The sequence below is a fragment of the Albidovulum marisflavi genome, assembly GCF_025751435.1.
GTDB lineage: Bacteria > Pseudomonadota > Alphaproteobacteria > Rhodobacterales > Rhodobacteraceae > Albidovulum > Albidovulum marisflavi.
The window spans coordinates 568,486-594,679 of record NZ_JAOWKY010000001.1 but is presented as its reverse complement, the minus strand read 5'-3'; the positions used below and the strand labels follow the sequence as shown (position 1 = coordinate 594,679).

Here is a 26,194-nt window from a genome sequence, read left to right as displayed (position 1 = left end):
GGCCAGTCGGGTGCCCGAGGTGGGGCAATCCGCGACCGCTTGATCATCACGATTTCAACCTTCCCAACACGCCTGGAGGCAATCCTTTGACCGATGACGAAAAGCAGAATGGGGCCAATCTGCCTGTGCAGGATGAGCGAGAAATTCCGTCGGTTGCGTTCAAGCTTGAGGGCAAGAACCTGGAAATTGCCATTTCCGGCGACTACTCGCGCATCAAGGCCGGTGCGGGCAGCAGGCATGTTTCGACGGGTGTCTTGCAGCAGCTCACAAACCTTGGCTCTCACGGCAAGCGTTTTGACGAGGAAGCCACCAACTTCGCGCTTGGCTTCGTGGACTCAATGCAGCCAAGAGATGCGGCGGAAATGCTGATCCTCGCCCAGATGGCGGCAACTCATCAAGCAGTGATGATGTTTGCCCGTCGCCTGAACCATGTTGAGACCATTACTCAGCAAGACGCCGCAGAACGGGCCTACAACAAGCTCCTGCGCAGTTACGCCGCGCAAATGGACACGCTGAAGCGCTACCGCTCGAAGGGGCAGCAAGTGGTCCGGGTGGAGCGCGTCACGGTCGAAAATGGCGGGCAGGCAGTCGTCGGCAATGTGCAGCATGGTGGGAGGGCCACGGATGAAAGGTGACGACAACCCCATGAGCAAGGCCCACGCGGCCCCCAGGTGCACGGCAACATCAAAGCGGACGGGCGAGAGGTGCAAAGGGCCTTCGGTGAAAGGGTGGAGCGTGTGCCGGTTTCACGGAGCGGGCGGCGGGCATCGTTCCGGCAAGGATCACCCGACCTGGAAGCACGGAATGCGGTCGGGCGATTGGACAGAGGAACGGCAAATGCTGAGCGAGCTTGTGCGGGAGGCGAGGGAAATCGAGCAGCTATTGCGCGATTAGCCTTCAACCCATGCAAGCCGACCAATCAGAGAGTTGCAGGCCTCCTGTGCCTTAGTCATTAGCACGGTCCTTCTTGGGCATGGAGCGCAAGCCAAGCCGAAGACATTAAGGAAAAAGCCCACCAAATGTGGGTGGGCGATACAGTGACGCAGCGTGTTAAGATTAGCTTCAGAGTCAGAGGTTTGGAACCGAGTAAATCAGCCCACGCGGAACCTGCTTACCATCGACGCTGTTCAAGCAAACAGCATCAAGTCTCGCGTATTCAAGCGATTGCTTCCATTCGTCGGGCATACTTTCTTGGAAGTAAACCCGTTCTTCCTCGGTTGGCGCTTTGCAAAACGACCAAGCATCCCGAAGCCAAGGCGCTACTTCGAAAGGCACCCCAAGATACCTTCTGTCGGGGTTGGCATTCCTTAGGCGACGAAAATGCCTTGGAACGTTTGCATACAAAGGGTCGGACACCTCAGGATCTATTACCACAGCCCTGAAGCCGTCCCTGAAATCGATGAGATATGCATTGTCTGGTATTCCCGGCAGACTGAAGTAACCACCCCTGTAAAAATCATAGGTGGCAAGCCCTAGGACGCCAATCACGCCAACTGCAAAAATTCTGAAAAGCCATCTTGCCATGATCAAGTATCTGCCCTCGGTCTCTTCTGAGCCTTGTTGTCTTAGGAGTCGTGAGATGAAGTCAAGCAATCGCGGCGCGCATCACGCGTCAGCCTAAAGGCCGACGATTAATCTTACGATTCCACCCGTTAGCTCACCAAGCTCTTCATCCACCTCGTTTATCGAGGCCAGGGCAAGCGTAAAGTTATAGGCGGGCTTTATGGCGGGTAACACGTCTTAATCTACACTTTTTTCAATTATTTCAATGCCATATGGCGGATGACGGGGCCGCCATTTACTTTCTAGACGATACTGAAGGTAAGCGAAGAACTCACTCGACAGCCAAACTCGCCCCACATTTCAGCCAACACCAGCTGTCGAAGCTCGCCCGGCGCTGAACTGCGGCAAGGCCAAGTCCTGAGCGGTGCCCCCTTCGCGCAGAGGGGGGGCGTGTTTCTGTACCGGGGGTGCCTTTGGCAGGGGAGAAATCGCGCGCGCCGGTATCTCTACTCACCCCCCACGCGGGCGGGTTTCAAGATTTTTTAATCGTGGTCAGCGCCTCGCACGTAACGTGCCTAACCTTGTCGGCGGAGCGATGGGCGGGAAGCGGTCGTTCGCCCCAAGGGACATCAACATCTTCAATGCGGACCGGGCGGACGCTCAGTTCTCCCGCTCCGAGATGTTGAACTCGTGCCGCTCCCCTCTCCACCGGCGAGGTTGGGCCGTCCGCCACGAACGGCCCAGTGAGAGGACCCGCGCCCTGGCGGCGACCCGGTCGCCCTGCGGAAGCGTTCAAGCGATCAGCTCTTCCAAAGTCCTGCGCATCGGTGTCGTGGGGCGGCCGATCAGGCGGGCCAAGTCTCGGCTCTCTGTCGCCAGCGCACCCTCTGCGGCCTTCGCGTCGCTGTCGGCCAGGAGGGCGGCAAACCCTTCCGGAAGCCCGGCACCCACGAGCGCCGAGCGGTACGCGTCTTCGTCCAGGTTCACATAGGCCACGTCCTTGCCCGACAACTCGCTCAGCAGGGTCGCGTATTCGGCCATCGTGAAGGGGCTGTCGCCGCCGAGTTCGTAGGTCTTGCCTTCGTGCCCCTCTCCGGCCAGCACATTGGCCGCGGCCTCTGCGAAGTCCTGACGCGACGCGGTGGCGAAACGCCCACCGCTGGAGGCGCCAAACTGCCGTCCAAGGCTCAGTGCCTGGGTTGCCGTGCCGGCGATGTTTTCCGAATACCAGCCGTTGCGCAGGATGGCATGGGGAAGGCCGCTTTCCTTCAGCGCCGCCTCGGTCGCGATGTGTTCCTCGGCCAGTGCCATGCCGCTGCGGTCGGCGTTCAAGAGCGAGGTGTAGACAACAAAGCCAACGCCCACCGCCTTCGCCGCGTCGATGACATTCCGGTGCTGCGCCGCTCGCTTGCCGATCTCGGACGACGAGATCAGCAGCACCCGGTCGATGCCTTCAAGCGCGGCCCGCAGGCTTTGGGGGTCGTCGTAGTCGCCCCGGCGTGTCGCCACGCCCTTCGCCTCATAGATCTTGCGCGCCGCGTCGGAGCGCACGAGCGCGATGATTTCGTCCGCCGGGACGAGGGTTTTCAGGTGGTCCACGACAAGCTGGCCGAGTTGGCCGGAGGCTCCGGTCACGAGATAGGTCGCCATTTCCATTCCTTTCAGGTCTCGAATCGTTTATAGGTCTCAATTAGAGACTTAATGGTGAGCGCGAAAGGAGGCAGGTTTTTGGAACAAGGTCACATAAAGGGAACCACCCCGTGAGAGACATGTCCGACAGCAGGCTCGAGCAGTGGAGGGCACAGGGCTTCGATCCGTCCAACTGCCCGGTGCGGCAGATCCTTGACCATGTCTCGGCCAAATGGCCCGTGTTGATCCTGCTGGAGCTGGGCGACGGCCCCCGCCGGTTCAACGCGCTGTTGCGCGCGCTGCCCGATATTTCGAAGCGGATGCTCACCCAGTCCCTGCGGGACCTGGAGCGCGACGGCATCATCCTGCGCGAGGTCTTCGACACCAAGCCGCCAAGCGTCAGCTACAGCCTTACGGACATCGGGCAGGGATTTCTGCCGCGCTTGCAGGCGCTCATCGAATGGGCGGAGGGCAACATGCCCGCCATCATCACCGCACGCGCCCTGCACGACCAGGAATGACGCGTCGGCCCAGCGGACAGGGTAAGAGTCCATGGCGGTCGGATTGGTGGCCGATAAACCTGCGAAGATGATAGCCATAAGTCGCGTAAATCAAACGACTTGCCACGCTGCAAAAGTGACTTTTCGACGCCATCAGCGGAAAAGCAGCGTCTCGCCGCAGCGCACATCAACGTCAGCGATGCGAACAGGGCAATCACTGGCCAAAGAAGTCCTGGGCAAGACTTGCAGCCTTGGCTCGAGCCCAGGCCATGGATTGGCCCTTCTGCCTGCCGGGCGCATTTGATCAGGTTGCTTTACCGCGATCTGCGGCCGCCCGATAACTCGCGAACAGGTACGGCATTTGCGGCGGTTCCCTCTGCCTCCGCCTCCCCGTGAATCCACTGCGAGAACTCTCGCACCATGGGATCGTCCTTTCGAGATGCAGCATATGCAACCGAATAGATGACGAATGGCATGGTGACCGTATCAAAAAGTCGGACAAGCGCGCCGCTTTCAAGCGTGGATCGGACGACCGCATCATATGCCAGTGCGACACCCTGCCCTTGTTCGGCAGCCGTCGTCGCAAGCTCGCAGTTCGGAAATGTCGGGCCGCGTGGAAATATCGGAGGATCGATGCCGGCGGCCTCAAACCATTCGCCCCAGGCATCCATCGTCTCATCGTGCATCAGAGTCGTGCGGCAAAGGTCCCCAGACTCGTGCAACCCTTCGGATCGTATGAAGGAGGGGCTGGCCACGGGATACCGGGCAGATCGCATGAGCGGTTCGGTGACCACACCCGAGACCGCCTGGTCTGCCCATTGAATGACCACGTCCGCCGCATTCGAAGTGAAATCGGTTGATGGCGCGCCGTTTGAGACCGAGATCCGCACCCGATTCCCGAATGCCAGGCGATCAAGCCGGGGAACAAGCCAGCGGGCGGCAAAGCCAGGGGTGCAATGAACGCGAAAGGGCTTTCGTCCGACCTCTTTCACGGACCTGCTCGTCTCGTCAAAGGCATCGAGGAGGGTCGTCAGCTTCCCCGCGTAGGCGCGCCCGGTCAAGGTGAGGTCAACCCGGTTTCCGGCGCGCCGAAAGAGCGACGTGTCCAGATATTCTTCGAGGGCACGAACCTGATGGCTGACGGCAGATGCCGTGAGACAAAGCTCCTCTGAGGCCTTCTTGATACTGCCAAGTCGAGCAGCAGCCTCGAAGGCCCGCACAGCTGCGAAAGGAGGAAGCTTTCGCATCAAAGCCCGAGTTTCCGGGTCAAACCTGGTAACCACATGCGGGAAAGAGTACATGGCGGGAGCCCCACGTTCAAATACAAGTGTTGATCGCCGCAAGAGGCCCCCGCTTCCACCGGCCTCAAAACCCGGCGATACCGGGTTAGACGCCCCACCCGATTGACGAGATCGCCCCATGCCGGTGCGCCGCGCGCCCTCGGTTCTAACTTGCGGGTTTGATGTCGCAGACCAGGGCCGATGCCGGTGCATCCCCACGATTGAAGAACCAGTGCACCGTCTCGGCATCCTCGATGAAGGTCTCGCCCGCCACATGTGACGTTTCGCTACCGTCGCGCCCCTCTGTCCAGGTGCCCGTTTCCATATAGACCACGCCAGGCACCTCGGCAGCACTGTGGCGCGCGATTTGACCGCCCGGTTCGATCGTGATCCGCCGCAGGAGCAGTATGTGGCCACCGAGGCCCACCTGACGCTGCACAGAGTCCGCGGGAACGGCCCCAAGCTGTTCGACGGTAAGGCCCTTATGTTCGGTGGGAAAATGTGCATCGGCAAGGACGGGCCCGCTGCCTGCCGCCATCGCACAAATCAACGCGACCGGAATGGCTTTGATCGGATCTACGCAAGGCAAGACGCTCGTGAGCCGGAACATGTGACATCTCCTTCAATGGCTCGGTTCAACAACGTCAAAATCATCGTCTGTTACCACTGCTGCGGACAAACGTTACTTTTTCAGCCAAGCGTGAAGAAGATTCAGCCACTTTCCGGCCTGAGGCGCCGCACCTGCAGCCGGAGGCCGTTTCCGAGGTCAAGGCAGCCGCTGGCCGCATGTCGCGTCGATGGCGGCCCTGGTCCGATTGCTTGCACATGCCCTGGAGAATTCAGCGAGTTTCCGGTCGCACGCGCCGGTCAATCCTCCCGGCGAAGACGTTCGACCATCTCTGTAAAGCCGCGCGCCTCGGCGTGCTGAAGCGGTGTGACGCCATCGCGGTCGGCAAGGGTTCGGTCGGCCCCGGCAGAGAGGAGCGCATCGAGCACCGCCTGGTGATCCGGGCCGCCGTCCCCCAGCAAGACGGCTTCCATGACGGCCGTCCAGTGCAGGTTGTTTACATGATCGAGCGGTGCACCCGCGTCGATCAGGCGCCGCACCACTTCGGCATGCCCGAGATGCGCCGCAGCGATCAGCGCGGTGCCAAGATAGGGGCTCGTCACCAAGCCCGGATCGTTGCCCAGTTCGATGGCGAGCGACATCAGGTCGGGGTCGCCCGCAACCGCGGCGATCGTCACGACGTCGTAGGCCCGGTATTCGAGGGCGTTCATGTCGGCACCGGCTTTGGCCAAGGCACGCAGCGCTTCGTCTTCGGAGGCGAAGGCCGCCACATGCACGGGCGTCCGGCCCCTGGAGTCGCGGGCATCAACGTCAGCACCTTGCGCCACCAGTCGTTCAATCTCGGCGACATCGCCCTCATGGGCGGCCCGGAAGAGACCGTCATAGTCCGCGACTTCGCTCGTCGAGGGAGCGGTTTGCGCCGAGAGCGGCCCGGCAAGTCCGATGAGAAGTGCAACGATCGCAGGACGGCGCATGGGTCTGTCTTTCCTGGGGGATGAAGACGGGCCCGCGCATGACGCGCGGACCCCGTTGGCTTCACTCGGCGCCGATCGCGTCGAGACCAGCACGGGCGCAATCCGCGTCGATCGCGCCCGACGGTGCGCCGCCGACGCCGATGCCGCCAAGGAGCGCCTCACCGATCCGGATCGGCAGACCGCCGGCCTGGATCACGAGGCGCGGGTCCATGTCGCGCAGACCATCGTTGGCCGCGTTTCCGGAAATGAATTCGGCAAGTCCGGCGGTGTCCCGACCGAGACCGGCCGAGGTAAAGGCTTTGCCGGTCGCGCTTGACGCCGTGTGCGGGCCGGAATTGTCCGCCTTCAGAAGCACCTTGGTATTGCCGTCGCGGGCGACGATGGCGACGCTGACGCTGTGGCCTTCGGCGGCGCAGGCTTCGAGAGCCGCATTCGCAGCGTCACTCGCCATGGCGAGCGGCAGATAGGGGTTGGTCGGCAGGTCCTGAGCCACCGCGCCCACGGGGGCGGCAAGTGCGGCGAGCAAAGCGGTCGTTCTGAGCATGTCGGTTCTCCTTTGCTGGTGACAGGATACCACCTACGCCATCGCGGGCGCCCGCCCCATTCGTAGGTCACCCCCACGGCTCCGTAGAACTACGGAGCGCTCTCGGCCTCGATCCAAAGGCGCGTCATCTCGGCGGGCGAGGTCGTGCCCAGTTTGGCCCCGATTGCCGCACGATGGCTTTCGACCGTCCGCGGCGAGACATCGAGCGCTGCGGCGATGTCACGGGTTGCGAACCCGCGTGCCACCAGTGACAGCACTTCGCGCTCGCGTGGCGTCAGCCCAGCCAACAGCGCCATCGTTTCGCGACGCTCGGCATCGGCTTCGGCGGCGCGGTCAAGTGCGGCCTGCCCCTTCTGAATGGCATCGATGAGGTCCTGTTCGTCCACCGGTTTCGAGAGAAAGTCGATTGCTCCATTGCGGAACGCCTTTCGGCAGGCCTCGATGTCGCCGTGCCCGGAAATCACGACGGTCGGCCAGGCCACACCACTTGCCGTCAGGCGTTCCTGCAGCTTCAATCCCGAGATCGCCGGCATCCGGATATCGAGGATCAGGCAGCCCGGATCGAGCTTTGGGAGCGCCGACAGGAAATCCTCTGGGCCCGGAAAGGTCCTGACATCGATCCCCACCGTGGACAGCAGCAGAGAGAGCGCATCCCGAACCCCCGCATCGTCATCTACGAGATAGACCGGCGCGGTCATTCCGCAGCCTCCCGCGCGGTAGGGGCCAGCGGCAGGCTGATCCTGAACCGCGCGCCCTGGCGGGCATCGACCACCGTCAGATCGCCACCGGCCCGCTCGACCAGGCGATGGCTGAGCGTGAGGCCGAGCCCAGTTCCGTTCTCCCGCGTCGTCACGAAGGGCGTGAACAGCCGGACCCGAATGTCCGGCCGAATGCCGGGACCGGTGTCGCTCACCTCGGTCACTGCCATCTCGCCGTCCAGGAACGCGACGACGACGACCTCTCGCGCGCCGGCACTCTCGGCGACTGCGTCCAGGGCATTCCGCATCAGGTTGAACAGTACCTGTTCGAGTTCCACGCGATCGCCTTCGACCATCACAGGCTCCGAAGGCATCGTCAGGGAAAGGCGGGCGCCAATCTCTGCGGCTTGTCCCGCGAGAAGGGTTTCGGCCACGCGGATGCAGTTTCTGAGATCGATGAGTTCCGCTTTGCGTTCCCGCGGCCGCGTCCACGTCCGCAGGCGCTCGAGGATCGCGGAGGCGCGCCGCGTCTGTCCGACAACATCCTCGAGGATTCCCGCGACGCGTTCCACGTCGCCCCGTGCGGCCAGATGCCGGGCCGCCTGCGCCTGCGCCAGGATCGCCGTCAGAGGCTGGGTCAGTTCATGCGCAATGCCACTTGCCATTTCGCCGAGCGCGTTCACCCGGGATGCGTGGCTGAGACGGGTCTCGAGACCGCTCAATTCGGCCCGCTCTTCCGCGGCGCGGACCTTGGCACGTTGCCGCCCGATCGTGCGCAGCGCTATGGCACTCAATGCGATCAGCGCAAGGACCAAGGCCATCCGGCCCGTCGGAAGGATGTCCGAGACAGTCATGCGGATGCCGGTCCTCAGCTCAAGCGGCTGCGTACCGCTGGAAAGGGCGCGTGCGAACTGCGGCGCGCGCCCATCCCCCGCATCACCAATCAGCGGCGTGCCATCGGGAAGCGACAGCCAGCGCGTCGCCTCCGCCCGCGCCCAATAGGCGGAATCCCCGTCAAGCAGCGCCGCCGCGTCGATCACCAGAGCGAGCCCGTAGCGCGCCGCGTCGGTGTTGGGGCTGCGTTTGACGATCAGATAGTACGGGCGGTCAGAGGGATACCGCATCAGGACCGGGGCGCCGGTCGAGCGTTCGGCTGCCGCGCGGATGAGTTCCCGAAGCTCAGCCTCGCGGATACCGATTTCCAGCGCGCCGTCCCGGCCGTCGAGCGGCACGAGAGAGACGCTCACGATGCGGGGGTAGAAGCGCATGATCGCGCCCGCGACCTCGCGAAAGAGGTCGGGACGCTGCGCTGCTCCGGCCACCGCGATGGCCGAAAGCGCCGTCAGGTGCGCGTCGTGCTGGTCAACGCGTTGCGAGGCGACCGCGTGAAGACGCTCGCTCTCTGCCGTCAGCTCGGACAGTCGCGCGCTGCGCTCGACACCCGCAAGTGCCGCCAGGGCAAATCCGGACAGCAGAAGCCAAGCCATCCCTTTTGCCAGAGGGTGGCGCAAAAGGTCTCTGACAGGTTGCATTACTTCTACCAAGTATCCGATCCCGGTGCGAGCGATGCGGCCGGCGCATCATGACTTGGGACCAGCTTAACCTTTTGGCGCGGGTTTGAAATCCGTAGGACTACAGAGCCGGGTCAAAGGAGTGGCGGTATTCTGGGGGTTTGGCTCCCAGAGCGAATGTCAGCAATGCGGGGTGCAGACGAAACATTCCGGACCATGGTCGAGCGACCGCTTTGGGCCGCTCGCGAAAGGCTTCGTCGGAGCACGAGCGCGAACTACCCGTGGCTGCCCCTGCATCCGCCGTTTAGGCCATTATTGGCAATCTGTACGCATGTCCAAGCTCGTCGCCTTCGCGCCTCGCCCGTCCCGCATCTCGCCCCGTGTCCGCGCTGCCGTGAAATGCGCTAGACTAATTTGGAACGATGTGGCTGCAAGGCCCAGTGAATACGGGGGAAATCCGGAAATGTCGGGAATACCTCGAAATTGAGTATGGCTGCTGACGGAGCCGCCATACTTCAGGCCGAAACGAAAAAGACGGCACCTTTCAGGATGCCGCCCCAATTCCTGATGGTCGATTGACGATTTTCAGCCGAACTCGACCGCGCGGTCGCCGTTGGCGTCCTTGACCCGCGTGGGCAGTCCGATGCGGTTCAGAAGGCTGATGAAGGGCTTGGGATCCAGATCCTCGACGTTCGCCATCTTCCTGACGTCCCAGGTGCCGTTCGCGATCAGGATCGCGGCGGCGACGGGCGGCACGCCCGCGGTGTAGGAAATGCCCTGGCTGCCCACTTCCTCGTAGGCCTCCTTGTGGTCCGCGACGTTGTATATGAAGACCTCGGCCGGCTTGCCGTCCTTGGTCCCCTTCACGAAATCGCCGATGCAGGTCTTGCCAGTGTAGTTCGGCGCAAGGCTCGCCGGATCCGGCAGCACGGCCTTGACAACCTTCAGCGGCACGACCTCCTGCCCCTCGGCGGTCTTGACCGGCTGTTCGGACAGAAGCCCAAGGTTCTTCAGCACCGTGAAGACATTGATGTAGTGGTCACCGAACCCCATCCAGAAGCGCACGTCCGCCTGCGGATAGCGCGCGGACAGCGAATGCACCTCGTCATGGCCGGTCATGTAGGCCTTCTGCTTGCCGACCACGGGCAGGTCCCATTCCTTGCCCACCTCGAACATGGTGTTCGACTGCCACTGGCCGTTCTGCCAGGAATAGACGGTGCCGGTGAACTCGCGGAAGTTGATCTCCGGGTCGAAGTTCGTGGCAAACCACTTGCCATGCGACCCGGCGTTGATGTCCACGATGTCGATCGAGGTGATCGTGTCGAGGTATTCGTCCTCGGCCAGGCGGGCGTAGGCATTCACGACGCCGGGGTCGAAGCCCACGCCGAGGATCGCGGTGACACCGGCCTTTTCGCAAGCCTCGCGCTTCTTCCATTCGTAGTTGCCGTACCAGGGCGGCGTTTCGCAGATCTTTTCCGGATCCTCGTGGATCGCGGTGTCCATGTAGGCCACGCCCGTCTCGATGCAGGCGTCCAGCACATACATGTTCACGAAGGCAGAGCCGACGTTGATGACGATCTGGGCGCCGGTCTTGCGGATCAGATCGGCCACCGCGGCGGTGTCCATCGCGTTGACGGCATGCGCTTCGAACGTGCCCGGCACCTTCATCGCGCCCTTTTGGTGGACGCTTTCGATGATGGAGTCGCATTTCGACTTCGTGCGGCTCGCGATATGCAGATCGCCCAGCAGGTCGTTATGCTGCGCGCATTTGTGCGCAACGACCTGCGCGACGCCGCCGCCGCCGATGATAAGCACGTTCTTTTTCACTTCGGCTGTCTCCTTGTTCCCAGAGGCCAGTGGAAGGGGGGCGCGTAACACGCTCACGACAGGCTCGAGGCGTAGTCCTCGTAGCCGAATTCGCGCACCAGACGGATCTGACCGTCCAGTTCCTTGATCGCAATGGACGGCATGGTCACGCCGTTGAACCAGTTCTTCTTCACCATCGTATAGCCCGCGGCATCCGCGACCGAAATGCGGTCGCCGACCGACAGCGGCTGCTCAAAGCGCGCATCGCCGAAGATGTCGCCCGCAAGGCAAGATTTCCCGCAGACCTGGTATTCATGATCCCCCGACTGCGGCAGCTTGGCCTTTTCGCGGTAGATCAGCAGGTCCAGCATATGCGCCTCGATCGAGCTGTCGACGATGGCAAGGTCCTTGCCGTTGTTCAACAGGTCAAGCACCGTGACCTCAAGCGAGGTGGAATTGGTGATCGCCGCCTCACCCGGCTCCAGATAGACCTGAACGCCGAACTTCTCGGAAAACGCCTTCAGCCGGGCGGCAAGGTCATCGACCGGATAGCCCTCGCCGGTGAAGTGGATGCCACCGCCCAGGCTGACCCACTTCACCTTTTCCAGAAGCGGGCCGAACTCGGCCTCGATCCGCCCAAGCTGCTGATCGAACAGATCGAAGTCGCGGTTTTCGCAGTTGTAGTGGATCATGAAGCCGGAAATGCGGTCGATCACCTGCTCGATCCTGACCGGATCCCATTCGCCAAGACGCGAGAACGGCCGCGCCGGATCGGCAAGGTCGAAACCCGAGGTCGAAAAGCGCGGATTCAGTCGCAGCCCTCGCTGAATCCCGGACGACTGGTTGTCGAAGCGCTCAAGCTGGCCGACCGAGTTGAAGATGATCTTGTCGGCGTATCCGACGGCTTCCTGGATCTCGTGATCGGCCCAGGCCACGGAATAGGCATGGGTTTCCTTGCCGAACTTTTCCTTGCCGAGGCGAAGCTCGTAAAGCGACGACGACGTGGTGCCGTCCATGTGCTCCCGCATCGTGTCGAAGACCGACCAGGTCGCAAAGCACTTCAGCGCCAGAAGCGCCTTGGCCCCCGACCCCGCGCGCAGGCGGTCGATGATCTCCATGTTGCGAAGAAGCTTCGCCTTGTCGATGAGATAGAAGGGTGTCTGAATCACGGTCATCCCCCCATGCCGGCAAACGAGGCGTCGGTATAGGACCCCCCGCCTCCCGACGCAAGGCCCAGCGGCTTTGCGCCGCGACTCAAGCCCTACCGGCGCAAGGGAAAATCAGATCATCCGAATCGCGTCCTTGTTGACCGCAAGCATGTAGCCGCGGCGCGCGATGTTCTTGACCAGAAGCTCGGACACGATCTGGTTTCCAAGCGCGTCGCGCAGACGCTTGATGCGGACCGCGCCCGCGGCCTCATCGCAGTCGACGGACTTGCGGCCCGTGATCACCGCCTCGATCTCGGCCCCCGACAGCACGTCGTCGTCCATCCGCGCCTCGGCCAGTACGGCAAGCGTTTCGATCGCCGCATCGGTCAGCTTGAACTCAAGATCGTTCAGCACCACGGCCTTTTCGGTCCGGCTGATCAGAAGCGAGGACACCTGGATTCCCTGGCGCTGGATTTCCACCATGCGGCGGTTCAGCGCGACGATCATGACCAGGAAGACCAGCGCCGCGATCAGAAGCGCGGCCGCAAAGATCATCAGGATGAAAATCACGACCCGGTAGCTTGTCAGCACCTCGGAAAAGGTCGTGCCCGACTGCGCGAGGATTTCCAGAAGCCTGATCTGCTCGCCGGTCGTCAGCGCGTCGTTCTCGATGAAGATGCGTTCGACCCGCGCGTTGAAGGCGTTCGCATCAGGCAGGGAAAAGAACAGGAAGCCCGCCGCCAGCACAAGCGTGGCGACGATGCCCGCGATGCCCCAGACGACGACGCGGTTCCCCGCCTTGAGCGCCACCTGCGCGGTGTTGGGATAATCGGACACGGGGGTTGGTTCCCTGGCTAGAAATGCGTCATCCAAGGATGGCGACAATCGCCAGAAGGGTCCAGCCTTCCTTTGCCAGTTTCGGGGCCAGCGCGGCGGCCGCGGCGGACTCGGACCCGCAGGCGCTGTCGGGCAGGGTCGCCTCGCCCGCCTTCAGTTGAAGCGGATTGTCCTGCTTGGCCTTGTACTTGACCGTGCAGTCCGCGAAGGCCGGCGCCGCCGCGGTCAGGGCGGCCAGTGTGGCGAGGGAGAGTAGCGTGCGTTTCATCGGTTCGGGCCAGGTGCTGGGGTCTGTTGCGCTCAAACTGCTCTTGCGGGCGCGGTTAATCAATATCAAAGCCCGGTCATGGTTTTGTTATCGCATATCGGGCAGGCGTAATTGCCTGATCCCTTCGATCTGCGGCATCCCATCCCCATCAGCCGCGGCCACTGCGCCGCACGAGCAACGAGCATGGAGAGAGAGATGATAAATCGCATCACCACCGCCATCGCCGCCGCAGCAATTGCCATGACCTCGGCCGCCCCGGTTCACGCCGACAACAATGACGTCCTGAAACTTGCCATCGGCGCCTTGGGCGTCGGGCTTCTTGTCCACGAACTGGACAAGAAGAACAGGAAGGAAATCGAGAACGCCTCGGGCGACGAGTGGGAAAACTGGGCGCACGACGACCGCTGGCGGCACGATCGCAAGTACTTCGGCCACAGACAGCGCGGCAGGATCATTCCCGCGCAATGCATCTTTGACGGCAAGATCCGGGGGCGCTGGCGCGAAGTGGTGTCGCCGTACTGCATGCGCGAATTCGGTGCGGACCGCCGACTGCCCCGTGAATGCCGCGTCGAGGTCAAGTCGCGCGGCCAACGGCACCAGGCCTATGGGCTGCATTGTCTTGAAAAGAATGGGTACCGCGTCGCGCGATGGCGCCGCTGATCCCGACGACGAAAAAATCGAGCAGCCGGCGCGTCCCCCTTCGCGCGCAGGAACCTGGGCGGATGTTTCGGCATCCGCCCCCTTTTTTTTCGCCCCGGCTTTTTCACCCCGGCCGATTTGGGCGGGGGTGCGTTCCGTGCTATAAGACTCTGGCACATTCCGGAGGCCCGCGATGACGACGGAAATGCCACCGCGCCTTGCGGGCCGCTTCTACCTGACCGAGGGCGGCGCAGAAACGGAGCTCCTGTACAAATGGGGCTTCGATCTTCCCGAATTCGCGATGTTCACGCTCCTGGACAATTCCGGCGCCGACGCTGTGGTGCACGCGATGTACCGCCGCTACTTCGAGGTCGCGGCGCACCATGGCACCGGCATGCTGGTCGCCGCGCACGATTACAGGGCAAGCCCGGACTGGTCGGCAAAGCTTGGCTACAATCTTGATCAGCTTGCCGATTTCGAACGCCGGACGATCGCGTTCCTGGATGCCATGCGCCGCGAATACGCGGACCGCGTCAGCGACGTCTACATCGCCGGCTGCATCGGCCCGCGTGGCGACGCCTACGGAACCGGCGGCGAGATCACCGAAGACGAGGCGGAGGAATATCACGCGACCCAGCTTGCCACGCTGAAGGAAACGGTCGCCGACATGGCGGTCGCGATGACCTTCAACAACGTGCCCGAAGCGGTCGGCGTGATCCGCGCGGCCGGCCGCATCGGCATGCCGGTCGGTGTCAGCCTGACCCTGACCACCGAAGGGCGGCTGCGGTCCGGACCGACACTTGCCGAGGCGATCAAGGCCATCGACGCGCGCACGGATGGCGCGGCGCAGTGGTTCGGAATCAATTGCTCCCACCCGCTGGAGTTCGAACCCGCGATCGCCGAGCCCGGCCCCTGGCAGGATCGTCTGCGCTTTGTTCGTCCCAATGCCGCCCGCATGGAAAAAGTCGCCCTTTGCAAGCTTGGCCACCTTGAAGACGGTGATCCGGTCGAACTGGGGATGCAGATGGGCGATGTGGCGCGCCGCCTGCCCAAGGCCGACATCCTTGGTGGATGTTGCGGGACCGATGACCGGCATCTGCACGAAATCGGCCTGAACGCCGCGCCGCTGTTCAGGTCGGCCTGAGCTTTTTGCGGTTGCGCCCGCGTCAGGGAACGGCAAGTTGGGGCCATGTCGAATACCCCGGACTTTTCCTTCGAGATCGCCGCGCTTAGGCGCGGCATTGCCCGAGTCGCGGGCGTGGACGAGGCCGGGCGCGGTCCGCTTTGCGGCCCGGTGGTCGCCGCCGCGGTCCGTCTGGACCCCCGCCGAATCCCGGACGGCCTGAACGATTCGAAGGCGCTGAGCGCGGCCAGGCGCATGGCGCTTTTCGCCCGGCTCGGCGAGGTGGCAGAAGTCGCATGGGCCGAGGCCAGCGTGGCCGAAATCGACGAACTGAACATCCTGCGCGCAAGCCACCTGGCAATGGTCCGCGCGATCGCGGCCCTGCCCGGCGGGGTGGATCATGTCCTCATCGACGGCAACATGATCCCCAGGGGGCTGACGCTTGGCGCAGAAGCCGTCGTCAAGGGCGACGCACGTTCGCTTTCGATCGCCGCGGCCTCGATCGTGGCCAAGGTGGTGCGCGACCGCATCATGGTGGATTTGGCGCAACAGCACCCCGGCTACGGCTGGGAACGCAACGCCGGATACCCGACCAAGGACCACCTGGAGGCGCTCCGAGATTTAGGGGCCACCCCACACCATAGGCGTTCCTTCCGGCCCGTGCACAATATCTTGTATCAAGTGAAATCTATAACCCCTTGATTCAAAAAAGAATTTGACGGCGAATCGGTCCTGAATCATCTTCGGTAGAAAGAGAACCGGCACAAGAACGGCCGGACAACGAACGGCGAAACGCCGAAGACGAGGCAGAGATGACGATGACAAAGGCCAAGGGCGCGCAGGCGGCGCTGCCCCTCAATCAGATACTTGCGGGCGACTGCATCGAGGTGATGCGGTCCCTGCCGGAGGCGAGCGTGGATCTGATCTTCGCGGATCCGCCCTACAATCTCCAGCTTCGCGGCGACCTGCACCGGCCGGACAACTCCAAGGTCGATGCCGTGGATGACCACTGGGACCAGTTCGACAGCTTCAAGGCTTACGACAGCTTCACCCGTGAGTGGCTGGCCGCGGCACGGCGGCTTCTGAAGCCCAACGGCGCGATCTGGGTCATCGGTTCCTATCACAACGTCTTTCGCATGGGCGCGGAACTTCAGAACCAGGGCTACTGGATCCTGAACGACGTCGTCTGGCGCAAGTCGAACCCGATGCCGAACTTCCGTGGCAAACGGCTGACCAACGCACACGAGACGCTGATCTGGGCTTCGAAGTCCGAGGGCGGCAAGTACACCTTCAACTACGAGGCGCTCAAGGCGCTGAACGAAGGCGTGCAGATGCGATCGGACTGGGTCATCCCGCTGTGCACCGGCGGCGAGCGTCTCAAGGACGAACACGGAGACAAGGCGCATCCGACGCAGAAGCCCGAGGCGTTGCTTCACCGCGTCCTGGTCGGCACGACCAACCCCGGCGACGTCGTCCTGGACCCGTTCTTCGGAACCGGCACGACCGGCGCGGTGGCCAAGATGCTGGGCCGCGACTTCATCGGCATCGAGCGTGAGGCCGCCTATCGCGAGGCCGCCGAAAAGCGCATCGCCAAGATCCGCAAGTTCGACAAGGAGTCGCTTGAGACCGCGACCTCGAAGCGCGCCGAACCCCGCGTGCCCTTCGGTCAGGTCGTCGAGCGCGGCATGCTGCGCCCGGGCGAGGAGCTTTATTCCATCGGCAACCGCTTCAAGGCCAAGGTACGTGCGGACGGCACGCTGATAGGCAATGACGTCAAGGGATCCATTCATCAGGTCGGCGCGCATCTGGAAGGGGCGCCGTCGTGCAACGGCTGGACCTACTGGCACTTCAAGCGCGACGGCAAGCTCGTGCCGATCGACCTGCTGCGCCAGCAGATCCGCGCCGAGATGGACAGCACCCAGGCGCACTGACCCCGCCCCGCAGCTTCAATCCTTACCGCCGGTGCCTGTGGCCTGACCCACGGCACGATACTGCCCCGCCCGTTCACGGCGGGGCTTTTTTTGCGATCGGGAACGGGACAGGATGGCACTGATCGCCATCGTTCATCCAGGTCCGCAGATGCACATATCGACACGACATCCCGCAGCCGTCCGGGCGCTTGAGGCCGACGCGGAGGCGCTGGCCCTTGAACTGGCAGAAAAGTTGATGGCACCGCCGGTCGGGCGGCGGGCAATGACGGCCGGGATCGACCAACTCGACCGGCTGATGGCGATGGCGCGGGCGGCGCTGTCCGTCAAGCAGCGCAGGCTTGGCCAGGCGCCCTACGCCCGCGGATCCGCCGAAGCCGCCGAGGCGCAATACTGCAAGGAACTGCGCAAGCGGCTGCGCCTCTGGAAGGCGGTGCAGGACACGCTTCGCCAGATCGAAAAGCGGCGCAGCTTTCCCCTGCTTCCCGCGGAACGCAGGATCCTGGACCCCCGCGCCGCGATCGAGTCAATCACGGATGTCGCCTTTACCAGGGCCCATCGGGCGGTCAACCGGACGCCGCAGGCGCAGGCATCCGCGACGCACGGGTGCTTTGCGGACATTCCCACGCGGGTGTCGCTGTTTCTGGAAATCGCGCAGCTGGCCTACCGGCTTCTTCTGGCGCAACGTCACCCGGGCCCCGCGCGCTTTCTGGACGTCGGCTGCGGGGGCGGGATCAAGGTGGCGCTGGCGGCCCAGATGTTTCCGGTGGCGGACGGGATCGAATACGATCCGGGTTACGCCGAAAGCGCCCGACGGACGCTTCCCATACTTCGCGCCGCGCAAAGCCGCGTCTTCGAGGGCGATGCCCTGCGTTTTGAGGATTACGGCAGCTACGATGTCATCTACCTCTACCGGCCGATGCAGGACGATGACCTGCTGCGCCAGCTCGAGGAACGCATCCTGGAACAGGCACGTCCGGGCGCGATCCTGCTTGCGCCCTATGCAACGATCGAAGCCCATGGGTCGCGCTTCCAGAAGATCGCGGGCTGCGTCTATGCCGTCGGGCTGACCAGGGCCCAGGCAGAAGACCTGAAGCGGCAGACCCGGCGGATCGGCCCCCATATCGTCACGCCGGGCACGCCGCTGCCCAAGCAGATCGGCTGGCTCGCCCCCCTTTGGCGGTCGTGCGAGGCAAACGGGTTCAGCCCCGTGCATTGGGAATGATCCGGGTGCTTCAGCTTGCGCCCCTGGGCATCGGCAGCCGCCCGCGATTGTAGTCGGACCAGTCGTTGATCCCGGGGTAGAAGGCCCTGCGCCAGGCGCGCACGCGCGGGTTCATGCGCCGCCGCCATAGCGGCGGAATCATCGCCAGCGCCGTCATCGCCGGAAAGCCGAGCGGCAGTTGCGGCGCCTTTTCCGCGCCGTAGGTCTGAAGCAGGGGGAAGCGCCGGTCCGGCCTGCAGTGGTGGTCCGAGTGCCGCTGCAGGTTGATCAGCATCCAGTTCGATGCGGCATGGTCGGCGTTCCAGGAATGGTGCGGACCTACGGGTTCGTACCGGCCCTCGCCCAGATGTTCGCGCGTCAGCCCGTAATGTTCGACGTAGTTGACCAGCTCCAGCTGCCAGATCGCGACGAAAGCCTGCCACAGGAACAGCCCGAGCCCGGCCCAGCCGCCGACCAGCCACGCCGCCAGCAATGCCACCGCCTGCAGCAGGCCATAGCGCCAGAACGGGTTCGAACGGTGCCAGGTCGCGCGGTTGGCGCGGGCCAGCATCTGCCGCTCGGCCCGCCAGGCCGATGCCGGCCCTTCGCGCAGCACGCGGGGAAAGAAGCGGTGGAAGCCTTCGTTGTAGCGTGCAGTGACCGCATCGCGCGGTGTTCCGACGTAGCGGTGATGCACCAGCAAATGTTCGGTGCGGAAATGGCTGTACAGCACCAGGGCCAGCAGCAGATCGCCCAACCAGCGTTCGAGCCGGTTTTTCTGGTGCAAGAGCTCATGCGCATAGGTGATGCCGATCGAGCCGGATATCACGCCCAGACCGAAGAACAGCACGATCCGTTCCCAGATCGCCAGCGTGTCATGATGCGTGACCCACCAGATGCAGCCATAGATCGCGGCAGCTTCCATCGGAAACCACATGAGCGTGATGAGCCGATACCAGAACAGATCCCGGTCCGGCGTCTGCGTGTCGGGATTGGCGGTGTTGTGGCCAACGAAGGCGTCCAGAAGCGTGATCCCGATCCAGCCGTAGAGCGGCAGCAACACCACGGTCCAGCCGCCATGAACGGCGCCGATGGCGGCAAGCGGCAGCAGGACAAGCGATATCCAGAACGGCAGGGCGGACAAGAGGCGCGGCATGAGAGGAATCCCTGAACTTGGCGAGAGCCTAGTCGCCCCCGCGCCCGCCCTCAACTGCGGCCATCGCAGCTTGCGCAAGATCGTGGACCTTGCGCATCACCGTGGGCAAATCGGCGGGGCGGAAGTGCTCCGCGGCTACGAAATGTCCCGCAGCGGGGGCCGCGGCTGTGTCCAGCAGGGCCGAGCGCACCTCAAGCACAAGGTGAAAGTGCGTGAATGTGTGGCGCACCTCGCCCACGCGGCGCCAGTCCCCGGCGGCGGGCGGCGGGGCCTCGGCCGGGGCACGCTCAGACCAAGCGCCACCGGGCCAGCCCAGCATGCCGCCCAGAAGGCCGCGTTCGGGCCGCCGCTCAAGCAGTGCCGCACCATCGCGGCGAAACCCGGCAAAGGCGATGCCGTGGCGCGTGGGCTTAACGGGCTTGGGCGACTTGGCAGGCAGGTCGGCCGCGATTCCCAAGGCCCGCGCGCGGCACGCGGACGACAGCGGGCAGATGCTGCAGGCGGGGTTTCGCGGCGTGCAGATCGTCGCGCCCAGGTCCATCATCGCCTGCGCGTGATCCCCCGGGCGCGCCATGGGCGTCAGGTCGGCCGCGCGTTCGGTCAGTTCGCGCTTGGCTGCGGGCAGCGGTGTCGTGACCGCGAACAGGCGCGCGACCACGCGTTCCACGTTGCCGTCCACCACCGTCGCGGGCTCATCGAAAGCGATCGCCGCGATCGCAGCGGCGGTGTAGGGCCCTATTCCCGGAAGGCTGAGAAGCGCTTCGGCGGTCGCGGGAAAACGTCCGCCGTGATCGGCGGCGATGACGCGTGCGCATTTCAGCAGGTTCCGCGCCCGCGCGTAATAGCCAAGCCCCGCCCATTCGGCCATCACCTTCGCATCCTCGGCCGCGGCCAGATCCCGGACCGTGGGCCATCGATCGGTGAAGCGGCGGAAATAGTCGCGCACCGCCGCGACCGTCGTCTGCTGCAGCATGACCTCGGACAGCCAGACGCGGTAGGGATCGGGCCGCTGTCCCAGGCGTATGTCTTCGGGGCTCACGCGCCAGGGCATCACGCGGGCGTTCGCGTCGTACCAGCGCAAAAGCGCCACGCTCAACTCCTCATCACGCAAGTGTTTGCTCTCCGGCGTCGTGGGTTGTGGGCATTGCCCGGATTTCCGCCTAACATAGACCCGAGATGCCGGAAGGACAGGTATGACGGAAGCAGAAAGTACATCGCACCGACGCCGCCGCGGGTTCGAAACCGCGGGCTCCCTGCTTTCGGGCAAGATCCGCAAGCTGGGCGAAGCCCGCGGCTTTGCCGTGTCGCGGCTCCTGACGCACTGGGCAGAGATCGTCGGCCAGGATGTCGCGGCCATCGCCCTGCCGGTCAAGATCAGCTATCCGCGCGACGGGTTCGGCGCCACGCTGACGGTCCTGACCACGGGCGCCTCGGCGCCGCTTCTGCAGATGCAGCTTCCGGCGATCCGTGAAAAGGTCAACGCCTGCTACGGCTACAACGCCATTTCCCGCGTCGCGATCACCCAGACGGCCCCGACGGGTTTCGCCGAGGGGCAGGTCGCGTTCCGCCCCAAGGCAGCGGCGGCCCCCCGCCCGCCCGACCCCAAGCTTGTCGCGACCGCGCGATCGATTTCCGCCGCTGTCGGCGATGAAGGCCTGAGGGCCGCCCTTGAAGCGCTGGGAGAAAAGGTCTTATCTCGCAGCGGGAAACAGAAAGGCTGATTTCATGTCGAAAAAGATCAAGCTGGCCGCCATCGTGGCCGCGGGTGTCGCCGCCGGCGGGTGGTGGGCCATGCAGCCCGAAGCCAACCTGCCTCCGGCATTGTCCGCTGCCGCCGAGGCCCAGACGGCAACCGCCGAGTCGGAAGCCGCGCAGATCCCGGACATGGTCTTGGGTCAGGAAGATGCGCCCGTGACCGTGATCGAGTACGCCTCGTTCACCTGTCCGCACTGCCAGCACTTCCATGAAACGGCGTTTGACCAGCTGAAGACGGACTACATCGACACCGGGAAGGTCAAGTTCGTCTACCGCGAAGTCTATTTCGACAAGTTCGGCCTTTGGGCGGCGATGGTCGCGCGGTGCGGTGGCGCCGAAAAGTACTTCGGCATCTCGGACATGATCTACGACACCCAGAAGGAATGGCTGAAGGCCGAGAACGAGGCGGGCATCGCGGACAACCTGCGCAAGATCGGGCTCAAGGCGGGCATCGCGCCTGACGCACTGGACGCCTGCTTGAAGGACAACGACATGGCGCGGGCCATGGTCGCCAATTACCAGACCAACGCGACCAAAGACGACATATCCGGCACGCCGAGCTTCATCATCAACGGGCAGAAGTATTCCAACATGCCCTACGATGAGTTCAAGCAGATCCTGGACGAAAAGCTCGCGAACTGAAGATGACACCACTTGCCGGGCTGAAGGTCGTCGAGCTTGCCCGCATCCTGGCCGGTCCCTGGGCCGGCCAGACGCTTGCGGATCTGGGCGCGGACGTGATCAAGGTCGAGGCGCCCGAAGGCGACGACACGCGCCGCTGGGGCCCGCCTTTCATCGAACGGGACGGCGACCGGAGCGCCGCCTATTTCCACGCCTGCAACCGCGGCAAGCGGTCGGTCATCGCGGATTTCCGCACCGAGGAAGGCCAGGCCTTCGTCCGCGACCTGGTGCGTGACGCCGATATCGTGATCGAGAATTTCAAGGTCGGCGGCCTGAAGAAATACGGACTCGACTACGAAAGCCTGCGGGACGTGAATCCGCGGCTGATCTACTGCTCGATCACCGGGTTCGGGCAGGATGGACCCTACGCGCCCCGCGCGGGCTACGACTACATCATCCAGGGCATGGGCGGATTGATGAGCGTGACCGGCGATCCCTCGGGCCAGCCGCAGAAGGTCGGGGTCGCGGTTTCAGACATCTTCACCGGCGTCTATGCCGCGACCGCGATCCTGGCCGCGGTCCATCAGCGCACGACGACCGGAACGGGCCAGCAGATCGACATGGCGCTTCTGGACGTGACGGTCGCGATCATGGCGAACCAGGCGATGAACTACCTTGCCACCGGCAATGCGCCGGGAAGGATCGGCAACGCGCACCAGAACCTCGTGCCCTACGCGGTCTTCGACTGCGCCGACGGCTGGATCATCCTTGCGACGGGCAACGACGCGCAATACCGGCGGCTTTGCGCGATCCTGGGCGTCGCGGACCTTGCAGAGCACCCGGACTACCTGACCAACGCGGATCGCATCGCCAACCGCGCCGTGCTGACCGAGAAGCTGACCGAACGCACGAAGACATGGAACAAGGCCGATCTTCTGGCGGCTTGCGAGGCTCAGGGCGTGCCGGCCGGTCCCATAAACGACCTGTCCGAGGTCTTCGAAGACCCGCAGGTCGTGGCGCGCGGAATGCGGATCGAGCGCGATGGCGTGCCCGGCGTACGATCGCCCTTCCGGTTCTCTGGCGCGGAGCTTGCGCTGGAGCGATCTTCGCCCAAGCTTGGCGAACATGATGCCGACGTGAAGGTCAAGGGGCGCTGACGGTCGTGCGCGCCGGAAACGCGCCGCGGTCAAAGGCCCAGGGCGTCGAACCGCCGGTCGATTTCCGGCCAATCCTCGACCTCAAGCCGAACCGGCAGGGTCACGACACCGCGCCGGAAATCCTCTGGCAGCCGGACGGCATCCTTTTCCGTGGTGACCAGTTGCAGGCCACGCGCCAGTGCCTCACCCGCGAGTCGTCGCAACAGCGGCGGAGTGAAGGCCTGATGATCCTCGAGCGCCTCGGCGCGGACGATGTCCGCGCCAAGCGCGCGAAGCGTGGCGAAGAACTTTTCCGGGTATCCGATTCCGGCAAAGGCCAGGACGCGTAGCCCCTCCCAATCCATCCCCGTCGCAAGCGGCCGAAGTTGCGCGCGCACGACCGGACAGGGCGTCGCCCAGCCCCAGCGGACCCGGAACTGCGCTTGCGCGTCCGCGTCGCCGATCGAAACCACGATATCGGCGCGGCCCAGTCCGACCGGCACAGGTTCGCGAAGCGGGCCGGCGGGCAGGCAGCGGCCGTTGCCGAAGCCCCTTTGGGCGTCCACCACCACGATCGACAGGTCCTTTGCCAGCGCGGGGTTCTGCAGCCCGTCGTCCAGAAGGACAGCCTGCGCACCTGCCGCGACAGCCGCGCGCGCGCCCTCGGCCCGGTCCCGCGCGACCCAGGTCGGCACGAAGGCGGACAGAAGCAGGGGTTCGTCGCCGGTGTCGGCGGCGTTGTGGCGGCGTTCGTCCACGCGGACCGGGCCACTCAACCGCCCGCCGTATCCGCGGCTGACGACATGCGCCTGCACCCCGCGTTCGGCAAGCTTCTGCGCCAAGGCGATCACGGTCGGCGTCTTCCCGGTGCCGCCCGCATTCAGGTTACCGACACATAGCACGGGAACGCCCACGCGCGCGAAGGGGCCGCCCGACAGCCTGCGCGCGGTGGCAAGGGCGTAAAGGCGACCCAGCGGCCCCAGCAGGCGCGCGCGCCAGTCGGGCTTGTCGGGGTCGCTGAACCAGAAATCGGGCGCGGGCATCAGGCGGCCTCCTGCGCCGGGGTCCGCCTGGCGGCCAGCGTTTCCAGGATCGCCTGCGCCACGCGCTCTGTCACCTCGGCCCCGCCCGAGGTCACGGCCCAGGCGTTGTGCGCCAGAAGCGCCGCGCGGTCGGGCGACATCAGTTCGGCGATCGTGGATGTCAGGGCCTCGGGCGTCGCGGCGCAGCGCGTCGCGCGCGCCTCGGCCAGCCGTCCGTAGGCATCGGGATAGGGCGCCAGATGCGGCCCATGCACGATGGCGGAGCCAAGGGCCGCCGGCTCGAACGGGTTGCGGCCCGAGCCACCGGGCAGAAGCGTGCCGCCCATGAAGGTGAGGGGCGCCAGCCGATACCACAACCCCATTTCCCCTTCGGTGTCGGCCACATAGGCATGCACCCCCGGATCCGGCTCCTCGTCCGCCGAGCGCAGGGTCGCGACCCAACCTTCGCGGCTCAGACGCTCGACCAGGGCCGGCCCGCGCGCGGGATTTGCCGGCGAGACGATCAGGAGCATGCGATGGGCAAGGCGCAGCACATGGGCATGCGCGCCGATCACCGCCTCCTCCTCGGCTTCGGGGCAGGCGGCGGCGAACCAGACCGGCCGCGCGTTCAAGAGTTCGGCCAATACCTCGCGCTCGGCCTCGTTGCAGCTTAGGGGCTCGCTGGTTTCCTCGATCCGGCCCGCGACCTCGATCCGGCCCACCGGCGCCCCCCGCAGCCCAAGCCCCCGCGCGCTGCTGGGATCCCGCGCAAGCAGGCGCGAAAAGCGGGCAAGCAGGGATCCCGTCATGCCGCGCCGAAACCGTTGCCCCCAGGATATCTTCGGCGCCACGCTGGCGTCGACCAGCAAGAGCGGCACGCCGCGATCGTGGGTCTGAACGATCAACGCCGGCGGCAGGTCCGCCCCCGCGATCACCGCCACATCGGGCGACCAATGGTCCAGAAAGCGGCGCACATCGGGAAGCCTGTCGGGCGGCAGGAAATCGGCTGATGTGCCCTTCGGAAAGCCCTGAAGCGTGGGCGCGGCACCTTCCGCCGTCACCAGCAGGTTCAGTTTTCTGTGCTCTCGCACCAACCGAAGCGCCAGCTGTCCGAGGCTGGCCAGCGATGCCCCGTTGCCGGAATGAATCCATATCAGCGGGCCCTTTGGCCGGGCGGATCGCGACGGCCGGCTTGCTGTGTCGGCCCGCTGCGCCGCCAGCAGATAGGCCCAAAGCACGATCGAACGCCCCATTCCCGGTCCCTATGCCGCGGGTTCCGCCGGCATGACGCCGGTCCGCGACACATCGATCGGCGGGCGCGGACGCGCGGCATGACCGTGATCCGGGCAAAGGGGAACGATCACTGCCAGCGTCACCGGCTCCTGTGCGGAAACAGGGTGAAGGCCCTGGGTCATCCGGTTCTCCCTTCGGATCGGTCGCAGGCCAAACTAGAACATGCGCCTTCTGGGCTCAAGCCAAAGGCATGCCGCGAAAATCCGGCGGCGACCGCATCCAGCCTTGTTCCTTCCGAGTCCGACCCACGGAGGGCCTCAGCGGCCCCTCCAGACCGGATCGCGCTTTTCCGCGAACGCGCGCGCGCCCTCCAGTTGGTCCTCGGACGAATACAGACGGTCCACGGTCGGCATCTGCCGCTTGGTGATCCGGTTCAGCGCGTCCTGGAAGCGCATGTTCTCCGCTTCGCGGACCACTTCCTTGATCGCGGCGTAGACCAGCGGCGGGCCACTTTCCAGCAGCCTTGCCAGATCCCAGGCCTTGGTCAGAAGCGTATCGGGCGACGTGATCTCTTTCACGATGCCCCACTGCTTCGCCTCTGCCGCGTCGAACCAGCGCCCGGTCAGCAACAGGTCCATCGCCACATGATAGGGTATGCGCTTGGGCAGCTTGACCGAGGCAGCATCCGCCACGGTTCCCGACCGGATCTCGGGTAGCGCGAAGGTCGCGTTGTCTGAACACAGGATCAGGTCTGCCGACAGCGCCAGTTCAAGCCCGCCGCCGCAGCAGATGCCGTTGACCGCCGCGATCACCGGCTTGTTCAGGTTCGGCAGTTCCTGCAAGCCGCCAAAGCCACCGACGCCGTAGTCGCCATCGACCGCATCGCCATCTGCTGCCGCCTTCAGGTCCCATCCGGGACAGAAGAACTTCTCGCCCTCGGCCCGGATGATCGCCACGCGCAGGCTGTCGTCGTCGCGGAAATCCCGGAAGGTCAATCCCATGATGCGGCTTGTGGCAAGGTCGATCGCATTGGCCTTGGGACGGTCAAGCGTGACCTCAAGAATGCCGCCTTCGCGCCGTGTCCGTATCGGACCCTCCATCCGCATCTGCA

The 26,194-nt window shown here is 64.4% G+C and carries 28 protein-coding genes; 10 read left to right on the top strand and 18 right to left on the bottom strand.

Features of this window, described 5'->3' with window-relative positions; all coding sequences use genetic code 11:
• Positions 1–86: 86 nt before the first annotated feature.
• The gene (locus tag OEW28_RS02860; protein WP_263733207.1) at positions 87–635 is read left to right on the top strand and encodes a hypothetical protein; all 549 of its coding nucleotides are present in this window, start codon (positions 87–89) and stop codon (positions 633–635) included.
• Positions 636–1,068: 433 nt separating this feature from the next.
• On the opposite strand, the gene OEW28_RS02855 is transcribed toward OEW28_RS02860, so the two are convergent.
• Both OEW28_RS02855 and OEW28_RS02850 read right to left on the bottom strand, forming a co-directional pair.
• Positions 1,069–1,593: a hypothetical protein gene (locus tag OEW28_RS02855; RefSeq protein ID WP_263733206.1), complete on the bottom strand. Its 525-nt coding sequence runs from the start codon at positions 1,591–1,593 to the stop codon at positions 1,069–1,071.
• A gap of 702 nt (positions 1,594–2,295) precedes the next feature.
• On the bottom strand, positions 2,296–3,153 hold the full coding sequence (locus OEW28_RS02850; protein WP_263733205.1) for an SDR family oxidoreductase: 858 nt from the start codon (positions 3,151–3,153) through the stop codon (positions 2,296–2,298).
• A 119-nt stretch (positions 3,154–3,272) separates the two neighbouring features.
• Here OEW28_RS02850 and OEW28_RS02845 point away from each other — a divergent pair, with 119 nt between their 5' ends.
• The gene (locus tag OEW28_RS02845) at positions 3,273–3,653 is read left to right on the top strand and encodes a winged helix-turn-helix transcriptional regulator (protein WP_263734361.1); all 381 of its coding nucleotides are present in this window, start codon (positions 3,273–3,275) and stop codon (positions 3,651–3,653) included.
• Positions 3,654–3,946: 293 nt separating this feature from the next.
• Here the strand turns inward: OEW28_RS02845 and OEW28_RS02840 are convergent, their stop codons facing one another.
• From OEW28_RS02840 to OEW28_RS02795, 10 genes are all read right to left on the bottom strand, one after another.
• The gene (locus OEW28_RS02840) at positions 3,947–4,975 is read right to left on the bottom strand and encodes a LysR substrate-binding domain-containing protein (RefSeq protein WP_263733204.1); all 1,029 of its coding nucleotides are present in this window, start codon (positions 4,973–4,975) and stop codon (positions 3,947–3,949) included.
• Between the two features lie 103 nt (positions 4,976–5,078).
• On the bottom strand, positions 5,079–5,522 hold the full coding sequence (locus OEW28_RS02835) for a cupin domain-containing protein (protein ID WP_263733203.1): 444 nt from the start codon (positions 5,520–5,522) through the stop codon (positions 5,079–5,081).
• A gap of 257 nt (positions 5,523–5,779) precedes the next feature.
• Positions 5,780–6,454 carry an ankyrin repeat domain-containing protein gene (locus OEW28_RS02830; RefSeq protein ID WP_263733202.1) on the bottom strand — a complete coding sequence of 225 codons (675 nt, stop codon included), beginning with the start codon at positions 6,452–6,454 and terminating at the stop codon, positions 5,780–5,782.
• 61 nt (positions 6,455–6,515) lie between these two features.
• Complete coding sequence (locus OEW28_RS02825; RefSeq protein WP_263733201.1) at positions 6,516–6,998, bottom strand: GlcG/HbpS family heme-binding protein; 483 nt, start codon at positions 6,996–6,998, stop codon at positions 6,516–6,518.
• An 89-nt stretch (positions 6,999–7,087) separates the two neighbouring features.
• Positions 7,088–7,696 carry a response regulator transcription factor gene (locus OEW28_RS02820; protein ID WP_263733200.1) on the bottom strand — a complete coding sequence of 203 codons (609 nt, stop codon included), beginning with the start codon at positions 7,694–7,696 and terminating at the stop codon, positions 7,088–7,090.
• Positions 7,693–9,183, bottom strand: coding sequence for a sensor histidine kinase (locus OEW28_RS02815; protein ID WP_263733199.1), 1,491 nt, complete (start codon positions 9,181–9,183; stop codon positions 7,693–7,695). Before OEW28_RS02815 ends, OEW28_RS02820 begins: the two co-directional genes overlap by 4 nt.
• Before the next feature lie 609 nt (positions 9,184–9,792).
• A complete protein-coding gene (locus OEW28_RS02810) occupies positions 9,793–11,034 on the bottom strand; it encodes a saccharopine dehydrogenase family protein (protein WP_263733198.1) in 1,242 nt (413 codons plus the stop codon).
• A gap of 53 nt (positions 11,035–11,087) precedes the next feature.
• Entirely contained in the window at positions 11,088–12,182 is a 1,095-nt protein-coding gene (nspC, locus tag OEW28_RS02805) for a carboxynorspermidine decarboxylase (RefSeq protein WP_263734360.1), read from the bottom strand.
• Positions 12,183–12,293: 111 nt separating this feature from the next.
• Positions 12,294–12,998, bottom strand: coding sequence for a winged helix-turn-helix domain-containing protein (locus tag OEW28_RS02800; protein ID WP_263733197.1), 705 nt, complete (start codon positions 12,996–12,998; stop codon positions 12,294–12,296).
• A 28-nt stretch (positions 12,999–13,026) separates the two neighbouring features.
• The gene (locus OEW28_RS02795) at positions 13,027–13,266 is read right to left on the bottom strand and encodes a hypothetical protein (RefSeq protein ID WP_263733196.1); all 240 of its coding nucleotides are present in this window, start codon (positions 13,264–13,266) and stop codon (positions 13,027–13,029) included.
• 195 nt (positions 13,267–13,461) lie between these two features.
• On the opposite strand from OEW28_RS02795, the gene OEW28_RS02790 reads away from it, so the two are divergent.
• The 5 genes from OEW28_RS02790 (at position 13,462) to OEW28_RS02770 (ending at position 18,181) form a co-directional block, all read left to right on the top strand.
• Positions 13,462–13,926, top strand: coding sequence for a hypothetical protein (locus OEW28_RS02790; RefSeq protein ID WP_263733195.1), 465 nt, complete (start codon positions 13,462–13,464; stop codon positions 13,924–13,926).
• A gap of 172 nt (positions 13,927–14,098) precedes the next feature.
• Positions 14,099–15,049 (top strand): homocysteine S-methyltransferase family protein, encoded by a 951-nt coding sequence (locus OEW28_RS02785; protein ID WP_263733194.1) that lies wholly within the window; start codon positions 14,099–14,101, stop codon positions 15,047–15,049.
• Positions 15,050–15,094: 45 nt separating this feature from the next.
• Positions 15,095–15,730 (top strand): ribonuclease HII, encoded by a 636-nt coding sequence (locus OEW28_RS02780; protein ID WP_263733193.1) that lies wholly within the window; start codon positions 15,095–15,097, stop codon positions 15,728–15,730.
• A 110-nt stretch (positions 15,731–15,840) separates the two neighbouring features.
• Positions 15,841–16,959 carry a site-specific DNA-methyltransferase gene (locus OEW28_RS02775; RefSeq protein WP_263733192.1) on the top strand — a complete coding sequence of 373 codons (1,119 nt, stop codon included), beginning with the start codon at positions 15,841–15,843 and terminating at the stop codon, positions 16,957–16,959.
• 112 nt (positions 16,960–17,071) lie between these two features.
• Complete coding sequence (locus OEW28_RS02770; RefSeq protein ID WP_263733191.1) at positions 17,072–18,181, top strand: class I SAM-dependent methyltransferase; 1,110 nt, start codon at positions 17,072–17,074, stop codon at positions 18,179–18,181.
• A gap of 10 nt (positions 18,182–18,191) precedes the next feature.
• Here the strand turns inward: OEW28_RS02770 and OEW28_RS02765 are convergent, their stop codons facing one another.
• Together OEW28_RS02765 and mutY are read right to left on the bottom strand one after the other, a co-directional pair.
• Complete coding sequence (locus tag OEW28_RS02765) at positions 18,192–19,316, bottom strand: alkane 1-monooxygenase (protein WP_263733190.1); 1,125 nt, start codon at positions 19,314–19,316, stop codon at positions 18,192–18,194.
• Between the two features lie 28 nt (positions 19,317–19,344).
• Positions 19,345–20,412 (bottom strand): A/G-specific adenine glycosylase, encoded by a 1,068-nt coding sequence (mutY, locus tag OEW28_RS02760; RefSeq protein WP_263734359.1) that lies wholly within the window; start codon positions 20,410–20,412, stop codon positions 19,345–19,347.
• Between the two features lie 97 nt (positions 20,413–20,509).
• Here mutY and OEW28_RS02755 point away from each other — a divergent pair, with 97 nt between their 5' ends.
• From OEW28_RS02755 to OEW28_RS02745, 3 genes are read left to right on the top strand one after another with little or no spacing between them, the layout of a single operon-like run.
• Positions 20,510–21,037, top strand: a complete 528-nt coding sequence (locus tag OEW28_RS02755; protein WP_263733189.1) for a DUF721 domain-containing protein — start codon at positions 20,510–20,512, stop codon at positions 21,035–21,037.
• Between the two features lie 4 nt (positions 21,038–21,041).
• Positions 21,042–21,713 (top strand): DsbA family protein, encoded by a 672-nt coding sequence (locus OEW28_RS02750; RefSeq protein ID WP_263733188.1) that lies wholly within the window; start codon positions 21,042–21,044, stop codon positions 21,711–21,713.
• A gap of 2 nt (positions 21,714–21,715) precedes the next feature.
• Positions 21,716–22,849 (top strand): CaiB/BaiF CoA transferase family protein, encoded by a 1,134-nt coding sequence (locus OEW28_RS02745; protein WP_263733187.1) that lies wholly within the window; start codon positions 21,716–21,718, stop codon positions 22,847–22,849.
• A 29-nt stretch (positions 22,850–22,878) separates the two neighbouring features.
• Here the strand turns inward: OEW28_RS02745 and lpxK are convergent, their stop codons facing one another.
• The 4 genes from lpxK to OEW28_RS02725 all read right to left on the bottom strand — a co-directional run bounded on the left by lpxK (position 22,879) and on the right by OEW28_RS02725 (position 26,183).
• A complete protein-coding gene (gene lpxK, locus OEW28_RS02740) occupies positions 22,879–23,871 on the bottom strand; it encodes a tetraacyldisaccharide 4'-kinase (protein ID WP_263733186.1) in 993 nt (330 codons plus the stop codon).
• Entirely contained in the window at positions 23,871–25,103 is a 1,233-nt protein-coding gene (locus OEW28_RS02735; RefSeq protein ID WP_263733185.1) for a 3-deoxy-D-manno-octulosonic acid transferase, read from the bottom strand. The genes lpxK and OEW28_RS02735 overlap by 1 nt, the downstream gene beginning before the upstream one ends.
• 9 nt (positions 25,104–25,112) lie before the next feature.
• Positions 25,113–25,265: a hypothetical protein gene (locus OEW28_RS02730; RefSeq protein ID WP_263733184.1), complete on the bottom strand. Its 153-nt coding sequence runs from the start codon at positions 25,263–25,265 to the stop codon at positions 25,113–25,115.
• Positions 25,266–25,400: 135 nt separating this feature from the next.
• The gene (locus OEW28_RS02725) at positions 25,401–26,183 is read right to left on the bottom strand and encodes a carnitinyl-CoA dehydratase (protein ID WP_263734358.1); all 783 of its coding nucleotides are present in this window, start codon (positions 26,181–26,183) and stop codon (positions 25,401–25,403) included.
• Positions 26,184–26,194: the final 11 nt, after the last annotated feature.